Origin of the sequence: Myxococcus faecalis (assembly GCF_050039385.1) — a bacterium.
Lineage (GTDB): Bacteria > Myxococcota > Myxococcia > Myxococcales > Myxococcaceae > Myxococcus > Myxococcus fulvus.
In genome coordinates this window covers 9394061-9419430 of sequence record NZ_CP144336.1, presented here as the reverse complement: position 1 = coordinate 9419430, position 25370 = coordinate 9394061, and the positions used below count along the sequence as shown (strand labels likewise).

Annotated in this window: 23 protein-coding genes; 8 read left to right on the top strand and 15 right to left on the bottom strand. The window is 70.7% G+C overall.

Going from position 1 to position 25370, the window contains the following annotated elements; translation table 11 throughout:
• Positions 1-44: 44 nt before the first annotated feature.
• From VZQ01_RS37820 to VZQ01_RS37810, 3 genes are read right to left on the bottom strand one after another with little or no spacing between them, the layout of a single operon-like run.
• Complete coding sequence (locus VZQ01_RS37820) at positions 45-626, bottom strand: periplasmic heavy metal sensor (protein ID WP_426746084.1); 582 nt, start codon at positions 624-626, stop codon at positions 45-47.
• Complete coding sequence (locus tag VZQ01_RS37815; protein WP_426746083.1) at positions 623-1222, bottom strand: hypothetical protein; 600 nt, start codon at positions 1220-1222, stop codon at positions 623-625. The genes VZQ01_RS37820 and VZQ01_RS37815 overlap by 4 nt, the downstream gene beginning before the upstream one ends.
• Positions 1219-1773 carry an RNA polymerase sigma factor gene (locus VZQ01_RS37810; RefSeq protein WP_223785192.1) on the bottom strand — a complete coding sequence of 185 codons (555 nt, stop codon included), beginning with the start codon at positions 1771-1773 and terminating at the stop codon, positions 1219-1221. Before VZQ01_RS37810 ends, VZQ01_RS37815 begins: the two co-directional genes overlap by 4 nt.
• Positions 1774-1845: 72 nt before the next feature.
• Between VZQ01_RS37810 and VZQ01_RS37805 the strand changes: the two genes are divergently transcribed.
• The 3 genes from VZQ01_RS37805 to pheA are packed head-to-tail and all read left to right on the top strand — an operon-like array spanning position 1846 to position 4266.
• On the top strand, positions 1846-2307 hold the full coding sequence (locus VZQ01_RS37805; RefSeq protein ID WP_223747682.1) for a GNAT family N-acetyltransferase: 462 nt from the start codon (positions 1846-1848) through the stop codon (positions 2305-2307).
• Positions 2304-3443 carry a bifunctional chorismate mutase/prephenate dehydratase gene (locus VZQ01_RS37800; protein WP_223785190.1) on the top strand — a complete coding sequence of 380 codons (1140 nt, stop codon included), beginning with the start codon at positions 2304-2306 and terminating at the stop codon, positions 3441-3443. Before VZQ01_RS37805 ends, VZQ01_RS37800 begins: the two co-directional genes overlap by 4 nt.
• A complete protein-coding gene (gene pheA, locus VZQ01_RS37795; protein WP_223785189.1) occupies positions 3436-4266 on the top strand; it encodes a prephenate dehydratase in 831 nt (276 codons plus the stop codon). Before VZQ01_RS37800 ends, pheA begins: the two co-directional genes overlap by 8 nt.
• A gap of 168 nt (positions 4267-4434) precedes the next feature.
• On the opposite strand, the gene VZQ01_RS37790 is transcribed toward pheA, so the two are convergent.
• The 8 genes from VZQ01_RS37790 to VZQ01_RS37755 form a co-directional block, all read right to left on the bottom strand.
• On the bottom strand, positions 4435-5544 hold the full coding sequence (locus VZQ01_RS37790; protein WP_141326024.1) for a 3-deoxy-7-phosphoheptulonate synthase: 1110 nt from the start codon (positions 5542-5544) through the stop codon (positions 4435-4437).
• 168 nt (positions 5545-5712) lie between these two features.
• A complete protein-coding gene (locus VZQ01_RS37785) occupies positions 5713-6279 on the bottom strand; it encodes a tetratricopeptide repeat protein (RefSeq protein WP_408890121.1) in 567 nt (188 codons plus the stop codon).
• A 184-nt stretch (positions 6280-6463) separates the two neighbouring features.
• Complete coding sequence (locus VZQ01_RS37780) at positions 6464-8710, bottom strand: caspase family protein (protein ID WP_426746082.1); 2247 nt, start codon at positions 8708-8710, stop codon at positions 6464-6466.
• Positions 8710-9519 (bottom strand): ActD protein, encoded by an 810-nt coding sequence (locus tag VZQ01_RS37775; RefSeq protein ID WP_426749019.1) that lies wholly within the window; start codon positions 9517-9519, stop codon positions 8710-8712. Before VZQ01_RS37775 ends, VZQ01_RS37780 begins: the two co-directional genes overlap by 1 nt.
• 168 nt (positions 9520-9687) lie before the next feature.
• Positions 9688-11001 carry a GNAT family N-acetyltransferase gene (locus VZQ01_RS37770; RefSeq protein ID WP_426746081.1) on the bottom strand — a complete coding sequence of 438 codons (1314 nt, stop codon included), beginning with the start codon at positions 10999-11001 and terminating at the stop codon, positions 9688-9690.
• 51 nt (positions 11002-11052) lie between these two features.
• Positions 11053-12705 (bottom strand): sigma-54-dependent transcriptional regulator, encoded by a 1653-nt coding sequence (locus VZQ01_RS37765; protein ID WP_408890118.1) that lies wholly within the window; start codon positions 12703-12705, stop codon positions 11053-11055.
• A gap of 44 nt (positions 12706-12749) precedes the next feature.
• Entirely contained in the window at positions 12750-13703 is a 954-nt protein-coding gene (locus tag VZQ01_RS37760; RefSeq protein WP_223747675.1) for a GGDEF domain-containing protein, read from the bottom strand.
• A gap of 120 nt (positions 13704-13823) precedes the next feature.
• A complete protein-coding gene (locus tag VZQ01_RS37755) occupies positions 13824-14102 on the bottom strand; it encodes a glutaredoxin family protein (protein WP_141326019.1) in 279 nt (92 codons plus the stop codon).
• A 21-nt stretch (positions 14103-14123) separates the two neighbouring features.
• On the opposite strand from VZQ01_RS37755, the gene VZQ01_RS37750 reads away from it, so the two are divergent.
• Entirely contained in the window at positions 14124-15281 is a 1158-nt protein-coding gene (locus VZQ01_RS37750; RefSeq protein ID WP_223785186.1) for a DUF4388 domain-containing protein, read from the top strand.
• A gap of 21 nt (positions 15282-15302) precedes the next feature.
• On the opposite strand, the gene VZQ01_RS37745 is transcribed toward VZQ01_RS37750, so the two are convergent.
• Positions 15303-16775, bottom strand: coding sequence for a penicillin-binding transpeptidase domain-containing protein (locus VZQ01_RS37745; protein ID WP_267700625.1), 1473 nt, complete (start codon positions 16773-16775; stop codon positions 15303-15305).
• Between the two features lie 154 nt (positions 16776-16929).
• Here VZQ01_RS37745 and VZQ01_RS37740 point away from each other — a divergent pair, with 154 nt between their 5' ends.
• Together VZQ01_RS37740 and VZQ01_RS37735 are read left to right on the top strand one after the other, a co-directional pair.
• A complete protein-coding gene (locus tag VZQ01_RS37740) occupies positions 16930-17844 on the top strand; it encodes an ABC transporter permease (RefSeq protein ID WP_223747672.1) in 915 nt (304 codons plus the stop codon).
• A complete protein-coding gene (locus VZQ01_RS37735) occupies positions 17841-18749 on the top strand; it encodes an ABC transporter ATP-binding protein (RefSeq protein ID WP_223785184.1) in 909 nt (302 codons plus the stop codon). Before VZQ01_RS37740 ends, VZQ01_RS37735 begins: the two co-directional genes overlap by 4 nt.
• Before the next feature lie 10 nt (positions 18750-18759).
• On the opposite strand, the gene VZQ01_RS37730 is transcribed toward VZQ01_RS37735, so the two are convergent.
• Complete coding sequence (locus tag VZQ01_RS37730) at positions 18760-19008, bottom strand: sulfurtransferase TusA family protein (protein ID WP_223747670.1); 249 nt, start codon at positions 19006-19008, stop codon at positions 18760-18762.
• 205 nt (positions 19009-19213) lie between these two features.
• Between VZQ01_RS37730 and VZQ01_RS37725 the strand changes: the two genes are divergently transcribed.
• The gene (locus VZQ01_RS37725; RefSeq protein ID WP_426746080.1) at positions 19214-21172 is read left to right on the top strand and encodes a DsbA family protein; all 1959 of its coding nucleotides are present in this window, start codon (positions 19214-19216) and stop codon (positions 21170-21172) included.
• A gap of 91 nt (positions 21173-21263) precedes the next feature.
• Here the strand turns inward: VZQ01_RS37725 and VZQ01_RS37720 are convergent, their stop codons facing one another.
• Entirely contained in the window at positions 21264-21659 is a 396-nt protein-coding gene (locus VZQ01_RS37720) for a RidA family protein (protein WP_223747668.1), read from the bottom strand.
• Between the two features lie 69 nt (positions 21660-21728).
• Positions 21729-23942: a RelA/SpoT family protein gene (locus VZQ01_RS37715; protein WP_046714383.1), complete on the bottom strand. Its 2214-nt coding sequence runs from the start codon at positions 23940-23942 to the stop codon at positions 21729-21731.
• Between the two features lie 148 nt (positions 23943-24090).
• On the opposite strand from VZQ01_RS37715, the gene VZQ01_RS37710 reads away from it, so the two are divergent.
• Positions 24091-25263 carry an FHA domain-containing protein gene (locus VZQ01_RS37710; RefSeq protein ID WP_267700621.1) on the top strand — a complete coding sequence of 391 codons (1173 nt, stop codon included), beginning with the start codon at positions 24091-24093 and terminating at the stop codon, positions 25261-25263.
• The last annotated feature ends 107 nt before the right edge of the window (positions 25264-25370 follow it).

Here is a 25370-nt window from a genome sequence, read left to right as displayed (position 1 = left end):
TCCCTGGAGGGGTCCACCGAAAGAGCCCGCGTCTGTCCGGAACGCTACGGCTTGCGCGGGCCAGGGCCGCCGGGGCCGGGGCCGTCCTCGCCCGGGAAGCCCTTGCGGAGCTCGATGCGCTTCTGGATGCGCATCGTGCCCATCTCCGCCTCCACCTTGCGCCACAGCTCGGGACCCAACAGTCGCTTGATGCGGACCATCAACGACAGGCGGTTCTTGCGCACCGCCGTCTCCGCGCGGCCCACCTCCTCCACCTGCTTGAGCACCGCGTTCTCATCGGTGGAGTCCGCGCGCAGCTGGCGCTCGAGCTGGAGCTGCGCGCGCTTGAGGTCCGCCTCCAGCGGGATGACGGCCTCGTTCGCGTCGAACGTCAGGTCTTGAATCTGCTTCGCCACGTCCCGAGGGATGCCCAGCTTCTCCACCACCTGCGGCGGGATGCCGTGCGCGGCGGGAGGCAACGGGCCCAACGGGAGCGTGCTGTCCGCGGGCCCCATGACGTGCAGCGTCCCCGGGCCGGCGCGGTGGACGACGATGTTCTCGGGCTCGGACTGGGCCTGTGCGGGCGAGGATGCGAGCAGCGGGCTCAACGCCGCCGCGGCCAACAACATGGACGTGCGAAGCTTCATGGCATCGACTCCTGGTAACTGATGGGTTGAATCGCCGTTCGGAACGGCGGTGCTTCCAGCGCGCGGGAATCCGGGGGGCGAAGCCAGGCGGCCATCGCCCCGAAAGGTCGGTAGAGGTCATCGCGGTACACGGCGTCGCGCCGCGTGTAGCCACGGACCTCGGTGAAGAGGTCGGACAGCGAGGCGCGGCCCCATTGCGCCAGGGCCTCCGGCTCCGGCTCGGCCTCCGTGTCCGCGCGGCGCAGCTCCAGCTCGGACCGGGGCGCGGTGTCGTCGCCCTGGACGTAGGCGTCTTCCGACACGCGGGGCGCCGGCGACTCGGACCGCGTCAGCCACGTCAGGGTGAGGACACAGCACGACGCCACCACTCCCGCGGCGACACGGCGGCGCACCCTGCGGCGGCGCACCTCGCCCAGCACGGCCTCGCGAGTCACCGGCGTCAGGGGCGGCGTCACGGGCAGGCGCAGCCGCGACGCCGAGGCATGCACGGCTGCGAGCGTCCGGCATTCCTCACAGCCCTCCAGGTGGGCGCGCGCCTCGGGAGGCCACGGGGGCGAGGACTCCAGGAGGATGGGGGCCACGTCGTGGCATCTCATGGCGTTTCTCCTTCGAGGGCCCGCTCGGCCTTGAGCTTCTTGAGCGCGCGATACAGGTGGATGCGAACGGTGCCCCGCTCGATGCCCATGGCCTCCGCGACAGCGTCCAACTCGAGTCCCTCCAGGTAGCGAAGGCTGAAGGCCGTGGCCTGCTGCGATGGGAGCGCCCGCACCGCGCGGCCCAGGGCCCGCCAGCGCTCGGCGCCGACGAAGCGCTCCTCCGGCGACAGCTCCAGGGGCGTTCCCCCATCCAGCGCCTCACGCAGCACGTTCCACACGCGCCGCCTGCGCAGGTGGCTCATCGCGCGGGACACCAGGATGCGCCGCAGCCATGCGGGCCCCGCTTGCAAGTCCTTCAAACCGTGGCGCTTCTCGTAGGCATCAGCCAGGGTTGCCTGCACCACGTCCCTCGCCTCCTCCGCGTCCCACACCAGCCGCCGGGCCAGGCGCAGCAGCCCGGCCTGCTCCGCCTCCAGGAGCGACTCGAACCCGGGCGCGGCGGTGGCGCGCGCTGGAGTTCCAGGCTCCTCCAGGATGGCGGTACCCTTCACGGCGGAAAGACCTCCTCGACGGCTTCCACGGAATGAGGACGCACGAGGTCGGAAAACGGCATACTCGAAAGCGTGAGCCCCTCCGAAATCCGACGGATTCCCGCCGCGGAGACCCGTGGCCTGCGCCGCGCCGTGCTTCGCCCCCACCAGCCTCCCGAGGCCGTCGTCTATCCTGGAGATGACGACCCGGACACCGTGCACCTGGGCCTGTACTCGGAAGGCCGCCTGCTCGGGGTGGCCTCCATCTATCGGGAGCCGCCACCTTACGCCCTGAAGGCCATCACCGCGTGGCGCCTGCGGGGCATGGCCGTGGAGCACGGACGCCAGGGACAGGGGCTGGGCGCGGCCCTGTTGAAGGCGTGCATGGAGCACGCCGTGACGCAGAAGGGCACGCAGGTGTGGTGCAACGCGCGGTCGACCGCCTCGGGCTTCTATCGCTCGCTCGGGTTCATCCAGCACGGAGAGCAGTTCGAGCTGCCCGGCATCGGGCCCCACCACCTGATGTCCCGCGAGCTGAGGGAGCCGGGGCGATGAGCACCTCGCCGGACCTGGACGCGCTGCGCATCGCCATCGAGAACCTGGACGAGGAGATTCTCGACGCGCTCCGCCGCCGCATGGACCTGGCGGACGACGTGGCGCGCTCCAAGCTGGCCACCGCGGCGCCGTTCCGAGACCAGCGTCGCGAGGACCTGCTGCTGCGCCGCATCCGCACGCGCGCGTCCGAGCACGGGTTGGACCCGCACGAGACGGAGCGCATCTGGCGGCTGGTCATCGACATGTCGGTGGCGCGGCAGCAGGCGCTCGTCACGCGGCTGGACACGACGCCGCTGCGCGTGGGCTATCCGGGCGTCGAGGGCTCCTACAGCCACCTGGCCGCGCGCAGGCTCTACACGGGCCGCGCGGGCGGCGTGCTACTGACGGGCTTCGACGATGCGCGCGAGGTGGTGGAGGCGGTGCGGCGCGGCGAGCAGGACCTGGCGCTGCTGCCCATCGAGAACACCACCGCCGGCAGCATGAACGAGACGTACGACCTGCTCGCCGAGGGCGGCGTGGTCATCACCGCGGAGCTGGTGAGCCAGGTGGACCACCGGCTGCTCGGGCTGCCGGGCGCGAAGCTGGAGGGGCTGCGCGAGGTCATCTCGCATCCGCAGGCGCTGGCGCAGTGTGAGGCGTACCTGCGCGAGAAGCTGCCGTGGGTGCGGGCGGTGCCGGACTCGGACACGGGTGGCGCGGCGCAGAAGGTGCGTGAGCGCAACGACGCCACGGTGGCCGCCATCGCCAGTGAGACGGCCGCGCAGCGCTTCGGCCTGGAGGTCCTGGCGCGCGAGCTCCAGCCGGAGTTCGACTACACGCGCTTCGTGGAGGTGGGCCGCGAGCCCACGCCGCTGGCGCCGGGCGTGCCGTGCAAGACGTCGCTGCTGATGGTGCTGGAGCACAAGCCGGGCACGTTGGGAGAGATGCTCCAGCGGTTGACGCTGCGGGGTGTGAACCTGAGCAAGCTGGAGTCGCGGCCCATCCCGGGGCGGCCGTGGCAGTACCGGTTCTATGTCGACGTGGAGGGACATGCGGCCTCCGCGCCGCTGACGGCCGCGCTGGAGGACATCCGGCCGCTGACGTCCTTCCTGCGCGTGCTGGGCACGTATGCGCGGGCCGAGGGAAGCCATGGATGAGTTGTCGCCCTCGGAGATTCGCGTCGCGTTCCAGGGAGAGCCGGGCGCGTATGGGGAAGAGGCCCTGCGCGTGTTGTATGGGCCGGACGTCGAGGCGGTCCCCTGCCCCACCTTCCGCGCCGTGTTCGAGGCGGTGGCCGAGGGCCTCGTGGACAGCGGCGTGATTCCGGTGGAGAGCTCGCTGGGCGGGCCGGTGGCGGAGAGCGTGGACCTGCTGCTGGAGCATGACCTGCCCATCTCAGGTGAGCTGTCGCTGCGCATCCACCACTGCCTCGTCGCGCCCCCGGGACTCGCGCTGGAGGACGTGGAGCAGGTGCTGTCGCATCCGCAGGCGCTGGCGCAGTGCGCGGGCTATCTGCGGCGGCGCGGCCTCAAGCCCGTGCCCGAGACGAACACCGCCATCGCGGCGCGAAGGGTTTCTCGCGAGGCGCTCCCGCGCACGGCGGCCATCGCCAGCAGCCTGGCGGCGGAGCTGTACGGGCTGGTGGTGCTCGAGGACGGCGTGGAGGACTCGTCGGACAACTACACGCGCTTCGTCACGCTGGGCCAGGAGCCCGAGCACACGTGGAAGCGGCGCAAGACGGCGCTCGCCCTGACTGTGCCCAATGAGCCTGGGGCGCTGTACCGCGTGCTGGGTGCGTTCTCCGCGCGCGGGCTGGACGTGTCCCGACTGGAGTCGCGTCCCCAGCGTCGCGCGTGGGAGTACGTCTGGTGCCTGGATGTGGAGGGCGCGCTGGAGGAGGCGCGCGTGCGCGAGGCGGTGCAGGCGGCGCAGGCGGCGTGCATCACCTTGCGCGTTCTCGGCAGTTACGGCGTGGCCTGAGTCGAGCGCCACGCGGGCGCTCTCCAGAGACTGTGTGGCTTGCGTCGAGCACCTCGCCGCGCGGGCTTCATCAGCCCGTCGCGATGGCTCCCCGCGCATGGGCACGCCTCGCGGATGCGCCGTCGCGACGGCGTGGCCTGAGGCGAGCGCCACGCCGCGCGGGCGTCATCAGGCCGTCAGGCCGTCGCCGTTCTTCACGGCGGACTGGTACGCCTCGCGGATGATCTGCGTGTAGCGCTGGAGCGCGCCGAGCTGCTCCATGCGCAGCGCCTGCGGGCCGTCGCACAGCGCGGCCTCGGGCTGCGGGTGGAAGTCCACCAGCACCATGGACGCGCCCGCGATGAGCCCCTGGCCAATCGCGTGGAAGATGTCCGGCAAGCCGTCCGGCGGCAGGTCCGCGCGGCCGATGGCGTGCGACGGGTCCACGCACACGGGCATGCGCGTGAGCCGCCGCACCACGGGCACGTGCGCGAAGTCCACCATGTTGCGGTGCGGGTCACCCAGGTGCGTCTTCACGCCACGCAGGCAGAAGACGATCTTCGGGTTGCCCTCGCTCGCGATGTACTCGCAGGCGTTGAGGGACTCCTCCAGGGTGATGCCCATGCCGCGCTTGAAGAGCACCGGGAACACGCGCTGCTGACCGATGGACTTGAGCAGCTCGAAGTTCTGCGCGTTGCGCGTGCCCACCTGGAGCATGACCCCCGTGGCGTTGCCCGAGCGCTCCAGCGCGTCGCGAATCTCGTCGATGTGGCGAGGATGCGTCACCTCCATCGCCACGACCTTGATGCCGTGCTTCCCCGCGGACTCGAACACCCACGGCAGGCACGCCGCGCCCAGGCCCTGGAACTCGTACGGGTTGGTGCGAGGCTTGTACGCCCCCATGCGCGTGGTGCGGATGTCGTGGCGCGCGAGCGCCGCCATCATCGTCTCCACGTTCTCCTTCGTGTCCACCGCGCACAGGCCCGCGAACAACTGCACCGAGCGCTCATCGAACGTCACGCCGTTGTACTCGAAGCCCGTCGTCGTGCGCTGGCCCTTGTGCCGGCCGATGACCCGGTACTTCTGCGACACCCGCACCACCTGCCGCACGCCCGGAATCTGCTCGAAGACCTCCGTGGGCACCTGGGCCGTGGAGCCCAGCAGGTACACCTCCGTCACCGTGAACTCCGCGCCCTCGATGACGTGAGGACGCGGCGTCACCCCCTTGTACTGGGCGGCGGCTTGGAGGACTGCGGACACCACGGACTCGGGTGAGTCCGGCTCGAGCATGACGATCATCTTCGGAATCTCCAGACAGCTCTGTCTTATAGGTCTTTGAGTGGGCGCGGACCGGGTCGCGCGACTTGTAACATCGGGGACGCGCGGATGCGTCCACGCGCGGGCACGCGGCCCGTCCCGAGCGAGCGGACGCCTCGGGGCACGCGGCCCCCTGCCCCGCTGCCTGCTTCAATGGCCCGCGGGCCGCAGCCGCAGGGCCAGCTGCGCGTAGTGGTCCCGCTGGGTCGTGTCGCCCAGGTTCTCCCAGATGTCGGACAAGGCCTTGGCGGCCTCGACGTACGCGGGAGACAGCTCCAGGGCGAGCTCGAAGGTGTACCGGGCCAGCCGATAGCGCGCCTTGTCGGGACGCCGGGAGCCTCGGGTGAGCAGCGCGTTGCCGCGCTCGTAGACCTCGATGGCGGCGGCCTCGCGGTAGCCGGGCTCCGGGTTGAGCTGGGTGGCGCGGCCCATCAGCTGGGCGGCGGCCTCGGGCTCCCCGAGCTCGAGCTGACACAGGGCGGCCTCGCGATGCGGGTCCGCGGCGGACGGGTCCACCTCGATGGCGCGCTCGAAGCAGCGCAGGGCCTCTTCCGCGCGGCCGAGCCGAGCCAGGGACGACCCCCGCGCCGTCAGGGCCGGGAAGTGCTTCGGGTCCACGGCGAGGACCTTGTCGAAGGCGGAGATCGCGGCCTCGTGTTGGCCTGACATCGAGAGGCTGGAGCCCTCGTTGAACGCCGCGAACAGCAACTTGGACATCGTGCCCCCAGGGCAAGGGTTGCCCGGCCATGCCGTTGGCCGTTCATCCAGCCTCGCACCGTGGAGCACCCAGTGGAAAGCCGTTCCAGGTCGTCCCGGCTTCGTCCGACTGATGGGAGCCATCCGCTCCGCTCGGGGCCACCCCGGGGCTCGAACCCCATGAGTGGCTCCCTTGACGCTCCGTTCAGAGGCGCAGACCCGCCTGGACACCAGCCCACATCAGGACGTCGCGGTCCGACGACTTGGAGAACCGGCTGAGCGCCGTCACCGGCTCGCCGTCCGTGGCGTGCAGGAGGTTGAAGGTGGGACCCGCGAAGATGGCGAAGCGCGGCGCGAACGCGTAGCCCACCATCAACCGCCCCTGGTGCAGCATCCGGTTGTCCGCGAGCGCCCCGCCCCACTCGTGGATGGTGTTCGACACCACGTCCACGTCGAAGTAGAGCCGCTCGGTCAGCGGCACGTGGCCACCCAGGCCCACGCCCGTCGTCCAGTGGCTGGGGCCCCGGTGGTCCGGCACCGCGCCCATGCCCACCACCAGCGTCGTGTAGAGGTAGCGGCTGCCCACCTTGAGCGCGACGTTGGCGTAGTTGAAGTCGTTGCCGTAGGCCTCCACGTGGAACTGGCCGTTGCGCACGATGTTGAGCAGGCCCACCGGCACGCCGGACTCCAGGTTGTTGGCCACGTTGATGATGCCCAGTTGCAGGCCGTTCATCTTCCCGGCGACGTTGATCAGGCCCACCTGCGCGCCCGTCACGTCTCCGCCCACGTTGATGAGCGACAGCTGCGCGCCCTGGAGGGTGTTCACGCGGCTGACGCCCACCGCCATCTGCACGCCGCGCATCGTCCCGGCCACCCAGCTCATGCCCACCGCGGCCTGGTAGCCGTCCATGTCGCCGTTCACCCAGCTGCTGCCCACCGCCATCTGCACGCCCCTCATGGACGCGCGCGACACGTTGGCGCCCACCGCGAGCTGACCGAGGAAGCCGCCCTGGCTCGCCATGTTGAGGCCCACCGCGGCCTGCAGGCCCTCCGCCCTGCCGCTGACCCAGTTGCCCCCCACGGCGAGCTGCGCGCCCTCCATGATGTCGCGCGCCACGTTGCCGCCAAGGGCCGTCTGCACGCCGTGCGTCTCACCCGAGCCCCAGTTCGCCCCCAGCGCCATCGCGAAGCCATCCAGCCGCCCCATGGTCGCCAGCCCCAGGGAGATGGAGAGCGCGTTGTCCATCTGCTGCCCGCCGCCCCACAGGTCGTTCGTCTGGAGCTTCGGAGCCAGGCCCAGGTTGACGAAGCGGAAGTTGCCGCGCGCGGGAGCCAGGGGATCGACCATCAGCCCCTGCGCGCCGGCCACCGGAGCGCCACCGCCACGCATCGCCGTCAGCTCGCCCTGCATCGCCACGAACGCCGTGTGGGCCAGCACGGTGCGGCCCGCGTCGCCCACCGTGAGCACCGCCCGGGAGCTGGCGCCGCGCGACTCCCGTGTCACCGTGTAGCGGCCCGGCTGCAGACCCAGCTCGGTGGAGCGGCCCGCCAGCTTGTTGAGCTCCACCACGAGGCGCCCGGGCTCGTCGCGGATGAACAGGCGCCCCTCCACGTTCTCGTCCATGACGAGCACCGCGGAGGTGGTGCGCAGGTCCGTCATCACCAGCTCGCCCGTGCCGGCCAGCTCGATGTCATAGGCCGGGTGCTGCGCGCCCGCGCGCGTGCGCTCCGTGCGCGCGAGCGTCTCGTGGAAGGCGAACTGGTAGGCCTCGTGCAGCGTGACGCGGCCATCCCCCGTGGCGTCCGCCGCGCCGCGCAGGCCCGACACCAGGTTGTGCGTGAAGAACGAGCCGCCGATGCGGTCCGACTCCTGCGACACCTCGTCCTCCGACGACGAGGTGAGGATGGCGTGGCCCCGCACGGCGGTGGACGTGTCCACCAGGAACGCGGGGCGGCGCACGCCGCCCTTCGAGCGCGCCAGCGTGCCGGAGGCGCACGAGTCCAGGATGGCGATGCGCACGTCCGCGGGGAGCTGCTCCAGCGCCTGCCGCAGCTCGCGGTAGCCGAAGCGGTCCTGATGCAGGAGCAGCCCCTCCTCGTCGGAGTGGCCGGAGTAGTAGATGAGCGCCTCGGTGCGTCCGCCCGGCGTCTTGCCCGCGGCGACCATCGCCTTGAAGCGGGCCAGCGCGCTCTCCAGCGCCTTGCGGTCGCCCTCGAGCAGCATCATCCGGTCCTGCCGCTGCACGCCGCCGAGCTCCTCCAGCACCTGGCCGAAGGCGTTCGCGTCGGTGACGGCGTAGCGCAGCTTCGCGCGACCCGCGCCGCCGTCGTTGACGCCCACGAGCAGCGCGAACCGGCGCACGGCGACGGGGTTGGACGAAGGGGTACCGGCTGGGGCCGCCGTGGCCAGGGTGGGAAGCAACAGGGACAGGAACAGGAGTGACCGCGCCATCACGGCACCTTCTCCAACGTGAAGGATGTCTGGGCCAGGGTACCCGGAAGCGGGAGCGGCCGGGTGCTCGCCTCGGTGGGCTGACGTGCGAGCTTCCGCGCGGACTCCAGCACGAGGCCCACATCGATGGGTGAATCCGAGGTGACGAAGAAGAAGCGCTCGAAGGCGGGGGCGTCGTCGAGCTCGTACGCGTGCGCCAGCGATACCGCGTCCCCCTTCTGCAGCCGGGTGCTGCCCACCAGCGTGGTGGGGTGGTGGAGCGTCACCGCCCCCCGGCCATCCACGGACACCACCGTCCCGTAGCGCCGTCCGCCGGCGAGGTAGCTCAGCTGGAGCAAGTCGCCACGCCGGGCGCGCGTGCGGTCCGCGAGCAGCTCCGTGGAGCCGTCGTGCTGCCGGTACACCAGGAGCCGCGCGTCGCCCTTGATGCCGACCGTCTCCTCCACCAGCTCCACCCGCGCGGGCACCAGCGCCGGGGGCTCCGCCAGCCGCTCCGGCTGGGCCGACAGCATGAGCAGCACCAGGGACGCCGCCACGGGCAGCCCCATGGACAGCCCATGCCAGCCCGGGTCGCGCGCCGCGCTCTCGCGCTGGACGTCCGCGGTGCGCGCGCGGCGAGCGACCTCCCGGGCGAAGTCCTCGGGGGGATGACGGGCCAGCGTCTGGGCCGAGTCCGCCTCCAGCCGCGCCAGCCGGGCCCTCCCGTGAGGCTCGCGCTCCAGCCGGACGCGAGCGTCGGCGAGCGCGTCCGGGGACAGCTCGCCCAGGGCAATCCGCTCCAACAGCCAGTCAGGGGTGCACAGGGCCATGCTCACGAAGCCTCCAGCGCGGTCCACAAGCCCCATCTCCAGGCCTCCGCCGCGCCCTCCGTCCACTGGAACACCACCCTGCCCTGGAACTGTCACCTGCCCGTGAGGACACGCCCCGGCGTCGAGTGGCGCAGGTGCGCGGATGTGGGCCCCGACTCGGGCGGGGGGCTAATAGGTGAGGACCATCAGCTCCTCGTCCACGTAGGCGCCGCCGATCTTCAAGGCCCGGGGCTCCACGCCGTAGGTCTGGAAGCCGACGGAGCGGTACAGCGCGTGCGCGGACGTGTTGCCGGCGACGACGGCGAGCAGGAGCTGCTCGACGCCGGGCAGCTTGCGTCCCTCCGCGATGGCGGCCTGGAGCAGCCGGCGGCCCAGCCCGCGCGACTGCGCCTCCGCCGGGACGTACATGCCCCAGACCACGGCCTTGTGCGCGCTCTTGCGGCGAGGCTCCCGGCGCACGCCCACCATGCCCACCAGCTTCGTCCCGTCATAGGCGCCGAGCACCCGCTGCGAGTCGCTCGACTCCAGCCGCGCGCGCATCTCGTCGAGCGAGCGCAGGGACTCCTCCTCGAACGAGGTGCCGAACGACTCCGGGTGCTCCTTGAGCGCGCGCAGCCGCAGGGCGAAGAAGGCCTCCACCTCCGAGGGGAAGATGGGGCGCAGGGCGATGTCCCCCTCCCCGCTCGAGCGCCCCTCCTCCTTGAGCACCGCGGTGAAGCCCCGGACGAAGTCCGGGTAGCGCGGCGTCCAGCCCAGCTCCTTGAGCCGCGCGTTGGAGATGGCCCGATCTCCCCGGAGCGACTCGTGCAGCGTCTCCAGCGGCACGCGGGGTGGAGGCGACATGCCCAGCCGGTGCGCCAGCCAGGTGACGGTCTCCTCCAGCGGCGCGGCCCGGTCATCCGCCGCGCAGTAGAGCGCGCCCGGCGTGCCGCGCTCGAGCACCGCGAGGATGGCCGCGCCCAGGTCATCGACGTGGATGCGGGAGATGCGCCCGCCTTTGTCCGGGAGCCGGAGGTTGCCGGAGAGCAGCCGCGAGTGCGCGCCGCGCCCCGGGCCGTAGATTCCGGCGATGCGCAGCACCATCGCGCCCAGCGGCAGGTAGCGCGACTCGGCCTCCAGTCGCGGCAGCGACGCGGGCCAGGTGACGTCCACCGGCGTGTCCTCGTCCACCACGCCGCGCGCGCCGCCGTAGACGCCGGTGGAGGACAGGTACATCAGCCGCGCGGGGGGCTGGGCCGAGAGCGCCTGGGCCAGGGCCACGTCGAGCCCGGCCTCGGGCGGAATGGAGACGACCACGTGCGCGCCCTTCGTCTGGAGCAGCGCGGCCTCCAGCGAGGCGACGCGGGCGCCCGCGCGCTGGAGCTCCTCGCGGCGGGCGGAGTCCCTGGTGGTCGCGAGCACCTCTCGCCCCGACTGGGCCTGGCTGACGGCGAGCCTCGTCAGCGTGTATCCGGAGCCCAGCAGGACGAGAGGTGGCGTCATGCCCCCCGCGATAACGGGAGCGGGGGGCGAACGCAAGGCGGGACGTGTCGACTACAGCTCCGCGCTGGCGCGCGGGTCGATGATTCCGCACTCCTTGATTTTGTAGAGCAGCGCCTTGTAGCTGATGCGCAGCTTGCCGGCCGCGCGCCGCTTGTTCCACGCGGTGCGCTGGAGCATCGCGAGGATGGCCTCGCGCTCGGCCAGCATCGCCGCGCGCTTGCCGATGTCCTTCAGCGACAGCTCGCCCGTCGGCGGGGGCGGAGGCGGAGGCTGGGGCACGTCGAACGGGTTGACGTAGCGCGGCGCCGGAATCACCGAGTTGAGCGGCTCGTGCACCACGGGCGTCGGCGCGTGCGGCTGCATGTGGGACAGGGCCGTGGCGCCGGCCACGTTGCGCGAGGGCATCTCCAGCACCTGGACGGACGAGGCCGGCGGCGCGCGCACGGGCTCCTCCATGCCCCGGCCGCCGTAGACGCTGTCGTCGCCGGCGTACGCGGTGGGCAACGACGGGGCGCTCGCGGGAGCGCGGCCCTCGCCGTGGAGCTCGTCGAGCACCAGCGTCGGGTCCTTCAGCACGCACAGCCGGCGCACCATGTTCTCCAGCTCGCGCACGTTGCCCGGCCAGTCGTAGTCCGCGAAGGCCTGGAGCACCTCGGTGGGCAGCTCGTTGACGCCGGAGATGTACTGGCGGCCGTACTTCTTGAGGAAGTGGTCCGTCAGCGGCATCACGTCCTCGCGCCGCTCGCGCAGGGGCGGCAGCCGGATGGCCACCACGTTGAGGCGGTAGTAGAGGTCCTCGCGGAAGTTGCCCAGGGCAATCTCCTTCTCGAGGTCGCGGTTGGTCGCCACCACCACGCGGCTGTCCACGCGCACGCTCTTCTTGCCACCGACGCGGAAGAACTCCTCGTCCTGCAGCACCTGGAGCAGCTTGGCCTGCAGCCGGATGGCCATCTCGCCAATCTCGTCCAGGAAGATGGTGCCCTGGTCGGCCAGCTCGAACTTGCCGGGCTTCTCCGCCGTGGCGCCCGTGAAGGCGCCGCGCTCGTGGCCGAACAGCTCGCTCTCCAGCAGCTCGCCCGGCAGCGCCGCGCAGTTCACCTTGATGAAGGGACGGCCGCGGCGCTGGCTGCGCGCGTGGATCTCACGCGCGATGACCTCCTTGCCCGTGCCGGACTCGCCCAACAGCAGCACCGGGACGTTCTCGTTCGCGATGCGCTCCACCAGCGCGCGCGCCCGACGCATGGACGGCGACGTGGAGATGAGCACGCGCGCGTCCGCGCCCGTGTCCACCACCGGCCGGGGCGCCACGCCCTGGACCACCGGCTGACGCTCCGGGGCACGCGTCCCCAGGGCGCGCGCCAGCGCGTCCTGCAGCTCGTCATTGCCCAACGGCTTGGACAGGTAGTCGCTGGCGCCCATCTTCATCGCCCGCACCGCGTCGTCCGCGCCCGTCAGGCCGCTGAGGACGACGACGGGGGCGTTGCCGCCCTGCCCCCGGTAGCGGCGCAACACCTCCAGGCCGCTCATCTCGGGCATGACGACGTCCAGCAACACCGCGTCGAACGAGCCTCCCGCGAGCATCTCCAGCGCCTGCGCGCCACTGGACGCACAGCGCACCTGATAGCCCGCGCTCCCAAGCAACTCGGACAGGAAGGTGCGAACCGACTCCTCGTCATCCACCACCAGCACCGCGATCCGATCCATCCCCTCGCCTCCGCTCGCCCTCTGCATCGAACCTCCGCCCATCCTCACACCGAGAGCCGGGTCATGGACCCGGTCAGTCGACGAAATTCACGCGTGCGCCGCATCTCCTGCTGCGCCGCGCTCAAGAGCTGCATCGGCGTCCCCACGGTGTCCGGGAAGCTCACGGCCCCCAGCTCCAACGTGGTGCGCACCACCCGTCCATCCACCTGGAAGCGGGCCGCCTCGAACCTCGCGGCCACCCGCGACAACAACACCGGCACCGCCTCCGCGGGCGTGCCCGGCAACATCAGCGCGAACTGGCTGTCGCCCACCCGGGCCACCGCGTCCGCCTCGCGGACCGTCTGCCCCAGCACCACCGCGCTGTACACCAGCAGACGCTCCGCCATGCCCCGCCCGTACTCCTTGCGAAGCGCGCTCCAGCCCCCCACCTCCGCCGCCACCACGGAGAACGTCCCGCCGTAGCGCTCGCACCGGCGCACCTCCAACCCCATCAGCGCCAGCAGGAACGGCTTGTTGTAGACGCCCGTCACCGGGTCATGCAGCGCCAGCGCCGTGTCCTCTTCCTCACCCGCCGCGGCCCGCAGGACCGCGGCCTTCAGCCGCAGCTGCGCGTGCAGCTTCACCGCCAGCTCCGCCCCGCTGCCCCCGCGCGGCACCACGTCCACGCACTGCCCCTTCTCCAGGCAGTGCTGGTAGGCCCCCGCGTCCTGGGGGTCCACCATGTACAGCAGGGGCACGGTGCCTCGGCTGAGCTGCCGCAGCCGCCGGGCCACCTGCACGGCGCTGAAGTCGGGCGCCTGCACCGCGAGGATCACCGCCTCCGGCCGGATGACCTCGAACAGCGGCACCGCCGCGTCGAAGCGAGTCACGGGAACCACACGGAAGCCGGCCTCCCCGAGGAGCATCCGGGTCCGCTCCAGGTCGTCCGCCCTCGGCTCGATGAGCAGCACGGTGGGCGGCTGTCCCGCCTTCCCCACCCGCTTGCGTCGAACGCTCACCACATCCGCCTCCCCACCAGAATTTTCTCCACCGCTCCTCCGGCGCGTGCCCGGAATTACAGTCTCCAGCCCTTCCCTGACCTCTTCATCCCCCCGGATTTCCTGGGGAAGGGCATTCGGCTACCCATCCTGGGCAGCGGTTTTAGCAATGGACATGCCACCTTGGACTTCACGCAGCCGGGCCTCCAGCTCGGCCTCCGTGACGCGGTATTTGAAGGCGGGCACCCCGTCGATGACGATCACCGGGATGTCGTAGCGCCACCGCTCGAACAGTTCCGGGGACTCCAGGATGGAGATGAGCCGCAGCTCGAAGGGGATGCGAGCGCGGACGGCCTCCACGACGTCGGCTGCCTTGTCGCAGAGCGAGCATTTGGGTTTCGAGTAGATCTCGACTCTCATGGCGTGCAGGATGGACGGCCGATGCGCGGCCTGACTGGTGACTTCTCGACGATGCCCCTCAAGGACCTCGTCGTCTACCTCGGGAACCGACGGGCCACGGGCTCGCTCAAGGTGGAGCGCGGGGACGTGCGCAAGCAATGGGTCCTGCGTGACGGGCAGGTCGTTTGCGCCAGCTCCAATCAGCCTCGGGAGTTCTTCGGTCAATTCCTCATCAACATGGGGCATCTGACGGAGGCCCAGTTGGAGAAGGCCTTCGCCACGCAAGCCCAGACGCGGGTGTTCCTGGGCAAGGTGCTGGCGACGTCGGGAGTGGTGCCGGAGGCGATGGCGCGCTCGACGTTGAGCCACAAGTTCCGGGAGATGATGTTGGACGCCTTCCACTGGCAGGAGGGGGAGTTCACCTTCGAGGCCTCGGACACGGCGCCGGACATCGCCGGGTTGGATGTGGAAGTGGACCTGGTGGACATCCACCGCGAGGGCGAGTTCCGGGAGACGGCGTGGGAGGCCATCCGCGCGGTGTTCCCCACGGGCGGCACGCGGCTGGCGGTGGACGAGCGCAAGCTGCCCGAGCGCAAGCCCGGCAGCATGGACGAGCGCATCATCCAGCTCATCCATGACGGGCTGAGCATCGACGGGATGGCGCGGGCGCTGCACGCCACGGACTTCTTCCTGTACCAGCGGCTGTACGCGCTCTATCGCCTGGACGCGGTGAAGGTGTCGGACGAGGCGCCCGTCCCCGTCACGGCGGCGGTGGTGGAGGAGGAGAAGCAGGAGGGCGGCGTCATCGGCGCGGAGTCGTCCTCGGACGAGGTGCTGCAGGCAGCGCAGCTCTTCCTGGACGCGGGCAATGTCCGGGATGGCGAGGCGCTCGCGCGGCAGGCGCATGAGATGTCCCCGTCGCCCCGCTCCGCGGCGCTGGTGAAGTCGGCGCAGGAGAAGCTGCTGGCCGAGCTGCGGCGGGAGCTGATGGACTCGGCGAAGGTGCCGGCGCTGCTGGTGGCGCCCGCGAACCTCAAGACGCTCCAGCTCACCGCGCCGGAGCGCTACCTGCTGTCGCGCATCGACGGACGGCGGGACATCGCCGCCATCGTCCACGTGTCGCCGCTGCAGGAGCTCGACGCGCTGAAGTTCCTCCACGGCTTCGTGGACATGGGGCTGGTGAAGCTCACCGCGCGGTAGGAGGCCACGCGGGCCTCGCGCTCAGTGCTTGCCAGCCGCCGACGCGGGCGCGGTGACTTCGACGGGCGCGGGCACTCGCTCGAGTCCGAGCCGGATGGCCTCACGTCCGAGCCACGTTCCCCGGATGCGCCACTTCGGGTCATTGACCACGAGCGCGGCCACGGCGACGCGCGGGTTGTCCCGGGGCGCGAAGCCGACGAACCACGAGTAGTCCCGGAAGGGATTGCGGTCCGCGAGCGTGCCCGTCTTGCCCACCGCGTCGTCCACGCGGAAGTGCCGCTCCCGGAAGACGCCGCGCGCGGTGCCGTGCGTGACGGTCGTCTCCAGCATGTCGGTCAGCGCCTTCGCCGCCTCGGACGTCAGCACGCGCTCGGGCTCCTCGGGGGGCAGCAACACGCCGGGCCGAGGCTCGGGCTCCACCAGCACCGGGGCCACCCACAGCCCATCGTTCGCGGCCACGGACGCCACCAGCGCGCCGTGCAGCGGCGAGAGGTAGACATCCCCGAACCCCGCCCCCGTGTTCGCCAGCGCGAAGCCCTCCTCCGGCACCGCCGCGAGCGACACGTCCGTGGGCACCACGAAGTCGATGGCGCGATTGAAGCGGAAGCGCGCGGCCATGTGCCGCAGCACCTCCGCGGAGAGGTGCTTCTGCGTCAGCTTGGCGAAGATGACGTTGGCGCTCTTGCCCATCGCCATCGCCAGGGAATAGCAGGCCCCGTCCCGCTCGCTGTCCTCCAGGTGCCGCTCCGTCAGCCGCCGCTTGCCGCCGTGGAAGCACTCCTCCATCTCCGGCGAGACACCGGCCTCGAGGAGCGCGCTGCCCGTGACGATCTTGAAGATGCTCGCCGCCGGGAACACCGCGCGGAACGGCAGCCCCCGCAGCTCCGGCTGCGCCGCCGAGTGCTCCGCCAGCGCCAGCACCCGCCCCGTCGACGGCTCCAGCACCACGGCCGCGCCGTACGGCACCTCGTAGTCGCGGAGGATCTTCGTCAACTGCGCCTGGAGCACCGGGTCCACGGTGAGCACCTTCTCCTCACCGTTCTTCTCCTTCACCACCAGTCGCTCACCCTGCAGCTTCGCGCGCGCCAGCAGGTCCTGGGACTTCGCCATCGTCCGCAGCGTGGTGATGGGAGGCGCCGTCAGCCGCGAGGGCACCGGCGAGGGCGGCACCAGCCCGGGCACCGTCACCAGCGTGGCCAGCCCACCGTCCGCCCCGCCCTGCACCGCGGCCGCCGCCACCGCCTCCGAGTCCGAGCCGCCGTCCTCTCCCGGAATTCCCTGGGCCTCCAGCGGACCGCCGCCGCCCGCGTGGGCCCCGGGCCCCGCGTCCTCGGGCGCCATCGCCACGCTCCCCGCCTCCGGGGAGGACGCCACGACGCCCGCGTCCTCCGGGCCCACGGCCGGAGCGCTCCCGGGCGGGGACGCGTTCGCGCCCAGCAGGAGGGAGAGCGGCAGCAGGGCGGCGGCGGACAGGAGTCGTCGGCGAATCGTCATGTGCGGCGCGAGGGGGGCGAGGAGGGGGCGAGGCAGGCGAATCCTAGCGGCTGGCGGCCCGCTGTCCACGGACGCTTCCCTGCCCGCCCGAACGGCGCCCTCGTCAAAAACCAGGCGACGGCGTGTGCACCTCCCCAGTAGGGTCCCCCACACTTTGGACGGACTGAAAGAAACCCTGGTCATCTGGAGCGCGGAGCTGCGCCGGGCCGTGCGCAGCGGGCGCGCGGTGGTGCTGCTCGGGCTCTACAGCATGTTCTCCGCGCTGGTGCTGCTGGTGGTCGGCTGGCTCGCCCGTGAAGTCCGCGCCGCGGTGAACCAGAAGCTCGCCGAGGCCGGCGGCGCGGACGCGGACACGTCCGCTCGCTTCGCCGAGGAGATGCGCAAGGGGGTGCTGGGCTTCCTCACCAGCAACGACACCGCGATGATGGAGGCCCTGGCGCAGGTGCCCATCGAGGTGCTGCTCGTCTTCAAGGTCACCCTCTTCTTCCTGCCCGCCTACGTCGCGCTGATGGGGTTCGATCAGATCAGCGGTGAAGTCGGCCCGCGCTCCATGCGCTACCTCACGGTGCGCGCCCGCCGCTCCTCGGTGCTGTTGGGCAAGTTCCTGTCCCAGGCGGCGCTGCTGGTGGGCCTGGTGCTCGTCATCGACCTGGCCATCTTCATCTACGCGCGCATCGCCAACCCGGACTTCGGCTTCGCCGCGCTGAGCCTCAACCTGCTCAAGTTCTGGATGGCCGCCATCGTCTTCTCGCTGTCCTACGTGGCGCTCACCACGCTGTGCTCCAGCCTCTTCCGCAGCCCCGCGGTGAGCCTGGTCTTCAACTTCATCCTGCTGTTCGTCTTCTGGCTGATGGACACCGTGGGCCGGGCCTCCAGCGCGGTGGACGCGGCGTCGGGCCAGCAGGAGGGAGCGCTGCGGTTCCTGCGCTACCTGTCGCCCTCCTATTACGCCGGGGACCTGCTGCACCCGAGCTTCACCGAGTTCGGTGTGAGCGGCGCGGCCTACGCGGGCTTCGCGACCATCTTCCTGCTGGGGGCCTACGGCGCCCTGCGCGCGAGGGACCTGTGAGCGAGCTGGCCATCGAGTTGTTCGGCATCACCAAGCGCTTCGGCCCCAAGGTCGCGGTCAACAACGTCAGCTTCTCCGTGCCCCGGGGCGCGGTGTACGGCCTCATCGGCCCCAACGGCGCTGGCAAGACGACCACCTTCTCCATGATGTGCGGCTACCTCTATCCATCCGAGGGCACGCTCAAGGTCATGGACGTGGACCCCACCACCCCCGGCGCCCTCAAGGGCCGGCTGGGCGCCCTGCCCCAGGACGCGGTGCTGCCCCCCGGCTGGGAGGTGGGCGCGCTCCTGATGTACTGGGCGAAGCTGTCCGACCTCGACGCCCCCGAGCGCGAGGCCCGCGAGGCGCTGGAGAAGGTCGGGCTGCTGGAGGCCTGGAACGTCCAGACGCAGGCGCTCAGCCACGGCATGGCCAAGCGCACCGCGATGGCGCAGGCGCTCATGGGGCAGCCCCCGCTGGTGCTGCTCGACGAGCCCACCGCCGGACTGGACCCCCGCATCGCCGCGCAGGTGCGCCAGGTCATCAAGGACATGAAGGGCCGCCAGACGGTGGTGGTCTCCAGCCACAACCTCCAGGAACTGGAGGAGCTGTGCGACGCGGCGGCCATCCTCGACAAGGGCACGCTGGCGCAGGACGGCAGCATGTCCGAGCTCACCGGCCAGGGCGCGGAGTTCCGCGTGCAGATCGCCCGCGGCACCGTCATCCCACCGGAGATCGCCACCCTCCCCCACGTCACCGACGCGCGCCTGGAGGGCGAGCACGTCCTCGTGGTGCGCTTCGGCGGTCAGGTGCCTCCCGAGGAGGTCATCAGCCGCGTCGTGGCCCACCTGCTCCAGAGCGGCGTGCTCATCCTCGGCGTAAGCCGCGGCCGGCGCCTGGAGGATCGCGTCCTCCAGTTGCTGTAGCCACCGGGTTTCAACCCACCTTGCGGACCCAGCCCACGTAGCTCGTCTCCCTGCGCTCCAGGCGGACGAGCTCGTGGCCCGTGGCCTCGCACCAGGCGGGCAGATCCGCCTCCAGGCCCCTGTCGGTGGAGACCAGCTCCACGAGCGTGCCGACGGGCAGCCGCCGCATCGCCTTGGCGATCTCCAGGATGGGCACCGGACAAGGCCTGCCGGAGGTGTCCACTCGCACGCTGTTGTCCATCCGCGAACTGTCTCCCATGGGTGAGATCCGAGCGTGCGGAATTTTTCCGAGAACCGCCCAGTTTTCGGGCCCCTGAGGGGCCTTGGTGGCGAGCCCGGAGGGCTTCCACTCGGCTTGCGTGTCTGGAAATCCCTCTGTTAAGTACCCCGGCCCTCTCGACTTTTCTCGTACATCCACGCTCGGGGCCGGAGTCGGACCTATGGCGAAGGAGCAGAACCCACCCATGAAGCCCAATATCATCGTGGCCCTGCTGGTCGGCCTGGTGCTTGGTTTCGTCGGCGGCCGCGTCTACAGCGGCTCTCCCACGAAGGCCGAAACCAAGCCCGCCGCTCAGGCTGGTCAGGCCAACCCCGCGCGCCGTCCGGTGGACCCCACCGTGTTCAAGGTTCCCGTCGAGGGTTCCCCCACCCGGGGCAACCCCGAGGCCCTCGTCACGTTGGTCGAGTTCTCGGACTACGAGTGCCCCTTCTGCAGCCGTGCGAACGTCACGGTGGAGAAGCTGGAGGAGGAGTACGGCAAGAAGCTGCGCGTGGTGATGAAGCAGAACCCGCTCTCCTTCCACGCTCGCGCCAAGCCCGCGTCCCTCGCGGCGCTGGCCGCTGGCGAGCAGGGCAAGTACTGGGAGATGCACGGCAAGCTCTTCGCCAACCAGAAGAAGCTGGATGACGCCTCCCTGGAGCAGTACGCCAAGGAGCTGGGCCTGAACCTGGACAAGTGGAAGGCCGACATGGCCAGCCCCGCGCTGTCCGAGGTCATCCAGAAGGACCAGACGCTGGCCGGCCAGCTCGGCGCGAGCGGCACGCCCGCCTTCTTCATCAACGGCCGCTTCCTCTCCGGCGCGCAGCCCATCGACAACTTCAAGGCGCTCATCGACGAGGAGCTCGGCAAGGCCGAGGCCCTGGTGAAGGGCGGCGTCCGCCCGGCCCAGGTCTACGCGAAGATCATCGAGAAGGGCGCCGAGCGCGCCGCCCCCAAGGCGGCCCAGCAGCAGCAGCAGGCCCCCGCGGTGAAGAAGATCGACGTGCCGGCCGACTCGGCCTCCTTCGGCCCGGCCACCGCCAAGGTGACCATCGTCGAGTGGTCCGACTTCGAGTGCCCGTTCTGCAGCCGCGCCGTCCCCACGCTGACGCAGATCAAGAAGGACTACCCCAAGGACGTGCGCGTGGTGTTCCGCCACCAGCCGCTGTCCTTCCACGCCAACGCCAAGGCGGCCGCCGAGGCCTCCGAGGCCGCGCGTGAGCAGGGCCGCTTCTGGGAGTACCACGACAAGCTCTTCGCCAATCAGAAGGCCCTGGACCGCGCCTCCCTGGAGAAGTACGCGCAGGAGCTGGGTCTGAACGTCGCCAAGTTCAAGGCCGCGCTCGACTCCGGCAAGTTCAAGGCGAAGGTGGAGGCGGACAGCGCCGCCGGCAGCGCCGTGGGCGCCAACGGCACCCCGACGTTCTTCGTCAACGGCCGTGAGCTCGTGGGCGCGCAGCCCTTCGACGCCTTCAAGCGCCTCATCGACGAGGAGATCGCCAAGGCCGACAAGCTGCTGGCCGCCGGCACCAAGCCCGAGGAGCTGTACGCGAAGCTCAACGCGGACAACGTGGCCAACGCCCCGGCCGCCGCCGCCCCCGGCGCCCCCGCCGAGCCGCCCGTCCAGAAGGTCGACGTCGGCAACGCCCCGGTGAAGGGCCCCGCGAACGCGCCCGTCACCATCGTCGCCTTCTCCGACTTCGAGTGCCCGTTCTGCAGCCGCGTGGTCCCCACGCTCAAGCAGATCGAGGACCAGTACCAGGGCAAGGTGAAGGTGGCCTTCCGCAACCAGCCGCTGCCCATGCACGCCAACGCCAAGGCCGCCGCGGCCGCCGCGCTGGCCGCGCACGAGCAGGGCAAGTTCTGGGAGATGCACGACAAGCTCTTCGCCAACCAGCGCGCTCTGGACCGGGCCTCGCTGGACAAGTACGCGCAGGAGCTGGGCCTGAACGTGGACAAGTTCAAGGCCGCCCTGGACAGCAACAAGTTCGCCCAGCAGATCGAGGCGGACGCGGCGGACGCCGGCCGTCTGGGCGCCACCGGCACCCCGACGTTCTTCATCAACGGCCGCACCCTGGTGGGCGCCCAGCCGTTCGACGCCTTCAAGCGCGTCATCGATGAGGAGCTGAAGAAGGCCGGCGCGGTGGCGGCGGACCGCAAGTAGTCCGCTCGCTGCAGCCCTGAAGCACTCGAGGCCGTCGGACCGCTTGGGTCCGACGGCCTCTTGCTTTCACACGCCGTGGAGGCGCGGGACTTCAGGACACGGCGATGGCGTCGATCTCCACCTTGGAGCCGCGCGGCAGCGCCGCGACCTGGACGGTGGCGCGGGCCGGCGGGGCGCCGGTGAAGTAGCGGCCGTAGACCTCGTTGACGCGGGCGAAGTCACCCAGGTCCGTGAGGTAGATGGTGCTGCGCACCACGTGGCTGAAGTCCAGCCCGGCCGCCTTGAGCACCGCCTGGAGGTTGAGCATCACCCGCTCCGCCTGGGCGACGACGTCCCCCGGCACCATCTCCATGGTGACGGGGTCCAGGGGAATCTGCCCGGAGAGGAAGGTCATCTTCCCCGAGTCCACCTGCACCGCCTGCGAGTACGGACCGATGGCCTTGGGGGCCTGGTCCGAGTGGATGGTCTGTCGAGCCATGGAGCGCACCTCGAGGAGTCGGGCGGCCGGAGGTGGCCGCCGGATTTTCCTGGGCGCTCTACCACGAATGGCGGCCCTTTAGATTCGCTCCACGGAGTACACGCCGCTCAAGCGCTCGATGGTGCGCATCAGGTCCGTGAGCTGCTTCAGGTCGGAGATGATGACCTCGAAGGTGTTCACGGCCCGGTCATCCCCGGTGGCCCGACAGTTGGCCTGGGAGATGTTGACGCCCTTCTTCGAGAAGATGTTGGAGATGTCCGCCAAGAGGCCCGTGCGGTCCGCGGTGAGCACGCGCAGGGTGACGGGGCGCTTGAAGTCACCGCGCACATCCCAGCTCACGTCCACGCGCCGCTCGGGGTCCGTCGCGAGCGCCTTCTCGCACCCCACCGTATGCACCGTGACGCCCCGTCCCCGGGTGATGAAGCCGGCGATGGGGTCGCCGGGGACGGGGTTGCAACACCGCCCGAAGCGCACCAGCACGTCATCCACGCCGCCAATCTGCACGCCGCTGCGGTTGCTGCGGCCCACCAGGCGCTTGGCCAGGTCCGTCACGCGCGACAGGCCGGGCAGCATGGACGAGCCCCCCGAGGACGCGCCGTTGCCGGAGGACTCCCCTCGCGGCGTGGCCTCCGCCTCGTTGCGCTTCTCCTCGGGCACCAGCCGCTGCACCAGCTGCTGCGGCGTCACCTTGCCGTAGCCCACGGCCACCAGCAGGTCGTCCTCGACGCGGAAGCCCAGCTCCTCGGCGACGCGCTTCACCTCGCCGTTCTTGAGCAGGCGGTTGAAGTTGAGCTGGAAGCGCTTGAGCTCGCGGTCCGTCAGCTCGCGGCCCAGCTGCAGGCTCTTCTCGCGCTGCTGCTGCTTGATGAAGCCGCGGATGCGCTGCTGCGCGCGGCTCGTCTTGACGAAGGTGAGCCAGTCCTTGGACGGGTGCTGCTGCGGGCTGGTGAGCACCTCCACCGTGTCGCCGTTCTTCAGCTTGTAGCGCAGGGGAACGATTTTTCCGTTCACCTTGGCGCCCACGCACCGGTTGCCCACGTCCGAGTGGATGGCGTACGCGAAGTCCACCGGCGTCGCGCCGCGAGGCAGCGAGCGCACGTCGCCCTTGGGCGTGAAGACGAAGACCTCGTCAGTGAAGAGGTCCACCTTCACCGTCTCGAGGAACTCCTTGGGGTCCTTCAGGTCCTGCTGCCACTCCATGAGCTGGCGCAGCCAGGCGAACTTCTCGTCATCCTTGGAGATGACCGCCTTGCCCTCCTTGTACTTCCAGTGGGCCGCGATGCCTTCCTCGGCGATCTTGTGCATCTCCGCGGTGCGGATCTGCACCTCCACGCGCTCGCTCAAGGGGCCAATCACCGTGGTGTGCAGTGACTGGTACATGTTCGGCTTGGGGATCGCGATGAAGTCCTTGAAGCGCCCCGGCACCGGCTTCCACATCTCGTGCACCAGGCCCAGCGCCTCGTAGCAGGCGGGCGCGGTGGGCGCGATGATGCGGAACGCGATGATGTCGTGGATCTGATCGAAGTCGATGCCCTGCGCCTTGATCTTCTTGTAGATGCTGTAGACGTGCTTGAAGCGGCCGCTCACGTCGCCCTTCAGGCTCCGCTCGGCCAGCTTGGTGCGCACCAGGTCGCAGGTGTCCTCGATGTACTTCTCGCGCTCCTTCTTGCGCTTGTTGAGCTTCTCCTGCAGCCCGAAGAACTCCTGCGGCTTCACGTAGCGGAAGCTCAGGTCCTCCAGCTCCGTCTTGATCCAGGAGATGCCCAGCCGGTTCGCCAGGGGCGCGTAGATGTCCAGCGTCTCCTGGGCGATGCGCGCCTGCTTCTCCTCGTTCATGTGGTCCAGCGTCCGCATGTTGTGCGTGCGGTCGGCCAGCTTCACGAGGATGACGCGGATGTCCTGCGCCATCGCGATGATCATCTTCCGGAAGTTCTCCGCCTGCTTCTCCTCCTGGGAGAGGCTGGCGGACGCGGAGAACTTGGACAGCTTGGTGACGCCGTCGACCAGCTGGGCCACCTCGGCGCCGAACAGCTCCGTGAGCTCCTCGGCGGTGGCGAGCGTGTCCTCGATGGTGTCGTGGAGCAGCCCGGTGACGATGGACGCCTCGTCCAGCTTGAGGTCGGCGAGGATGCCGGCGACCTCCAGCGGGTGGACGAGATAGGGCTCTCCCGACTTCCTCAGTTGGCCCTGATGCACCTTGGCCGAGTAGACGTAGGCCTTCTTGATGATGTCCAGGTCGGGGTCCGGGTGGTACGAGGAAACCCGTTGGAGGATGTCGTTCAGGCGGATCATCGAAGCAGGGGGAATCGTAACTTCGTGCCGGAGGGGGGGCAACGTTGCCCCACAGTGCCTGTCACATTTCTCTTCCGGGATTGTCCCACCCGTCGCGTTCGCTTTCGTTGACCCGACGTTTTACGCGCTCGTAGATTCGCCTCCGCCCATGTCACAGCTCTTGTTGTCGGCTCTCTCCGTGGTTTGCCCGAACTGTGACGGGTTCAATCCGCCGCGCTCGGCCACCTGTGTGCTGTGCGGCCAGGCCACGGGGGAGGCGCCCACCGCCAAGGCCCCCGCGTCCAAGCCGGCCACCACGGGCCGCCCCCCGCCCGCCGTGACACCCCAGGGAGGCCGCCCGGCGGCCGTCGCCTCCTTCCCCGGGCCTCGGGGCTCCGAACCCGTGGGTCCTCCCACCACCCCGCCCCCGCCCAGCGCCATTCCGCCGGGGATGAGGCCGTCCGCCCGGACGCCGCCCCCCACGGCCGCCGCGGGGTTGATGGTGGAGCGCCCCGCGAACACCCGGCCTCCGGCGGCGCAGCCCGCGGGCAACGCGCCTCCGTCCCTGGCGCCCCGAGCCGCGCCGCAGGGCCCCGCGAACACCCGGCCGCCTCCGCCGGTGCCCGACGCGGCGATGCCCGGACGCACGGGGACCTCCGCCCCGGCCGTGGCGGCGCCCCGCCCTCCACCGGCGGCCTCGCGCTTCGGGCTGGCGGTCATCGCCGGGTCCACGCGGGGGCAGCGCTACAAGCTGCCGGTGACGGGGTGCGTGGTGGGCCGGCAGCGCGGCGCCATCCTCTTCCCGGATGACGGGTTCGTCTCGCCGCTCCATGCGACGTTCCTGGTGAAGGACGGCGCGCTCTTCGTGCGCGACGAGAACAGCGCCTCGGGGGTGTTCGTCACGGTGGCGGGCACCGAGGCCATCACGGCGCGCACGCACTTCAGCGCGGGCCAGCGGCTGTTCCGCTTCACGGGGCGCCTGGAGCCCGTCGCGCCGGTGCCGGGTCGGCCCACGGTGTACGGCGCGCCCGTGCCGCTCGGGCAGGCGGTGTACGGCGTCGAGGAGGTCATCATGGGCGGCCGAGGTGGCCGCGCGGTGGTGACGGCGGCGCCCCTGCTCACGCTGGGACAGGCCCACTGCGACCTGAGCTTCCCGGGCGACGAGGGCCTCGCGGGTCGGCACTGCGAGCTGTCCCCCACACCGACGGGCGCCTTGCTCAGGGACCTGTCCGGAGGACTGGGCACCTACGTGCGAATCCCGCCCGGCGAGGAGCGCCCGCTGCGACCGGGAGACCGCGTCCGCCTGGGCCAGCACGTGCTGCAGGTGGAGACGCTCGCCTGAGCGAGCGGGTGTGCTCCGTTCGGGCGCCCACGGACGTCCCACGAGCAGCACGCATCAGAGCATGCGCGGGAGCGCATGACCGCTTCGGGCGAGACGAGTCATGCCTC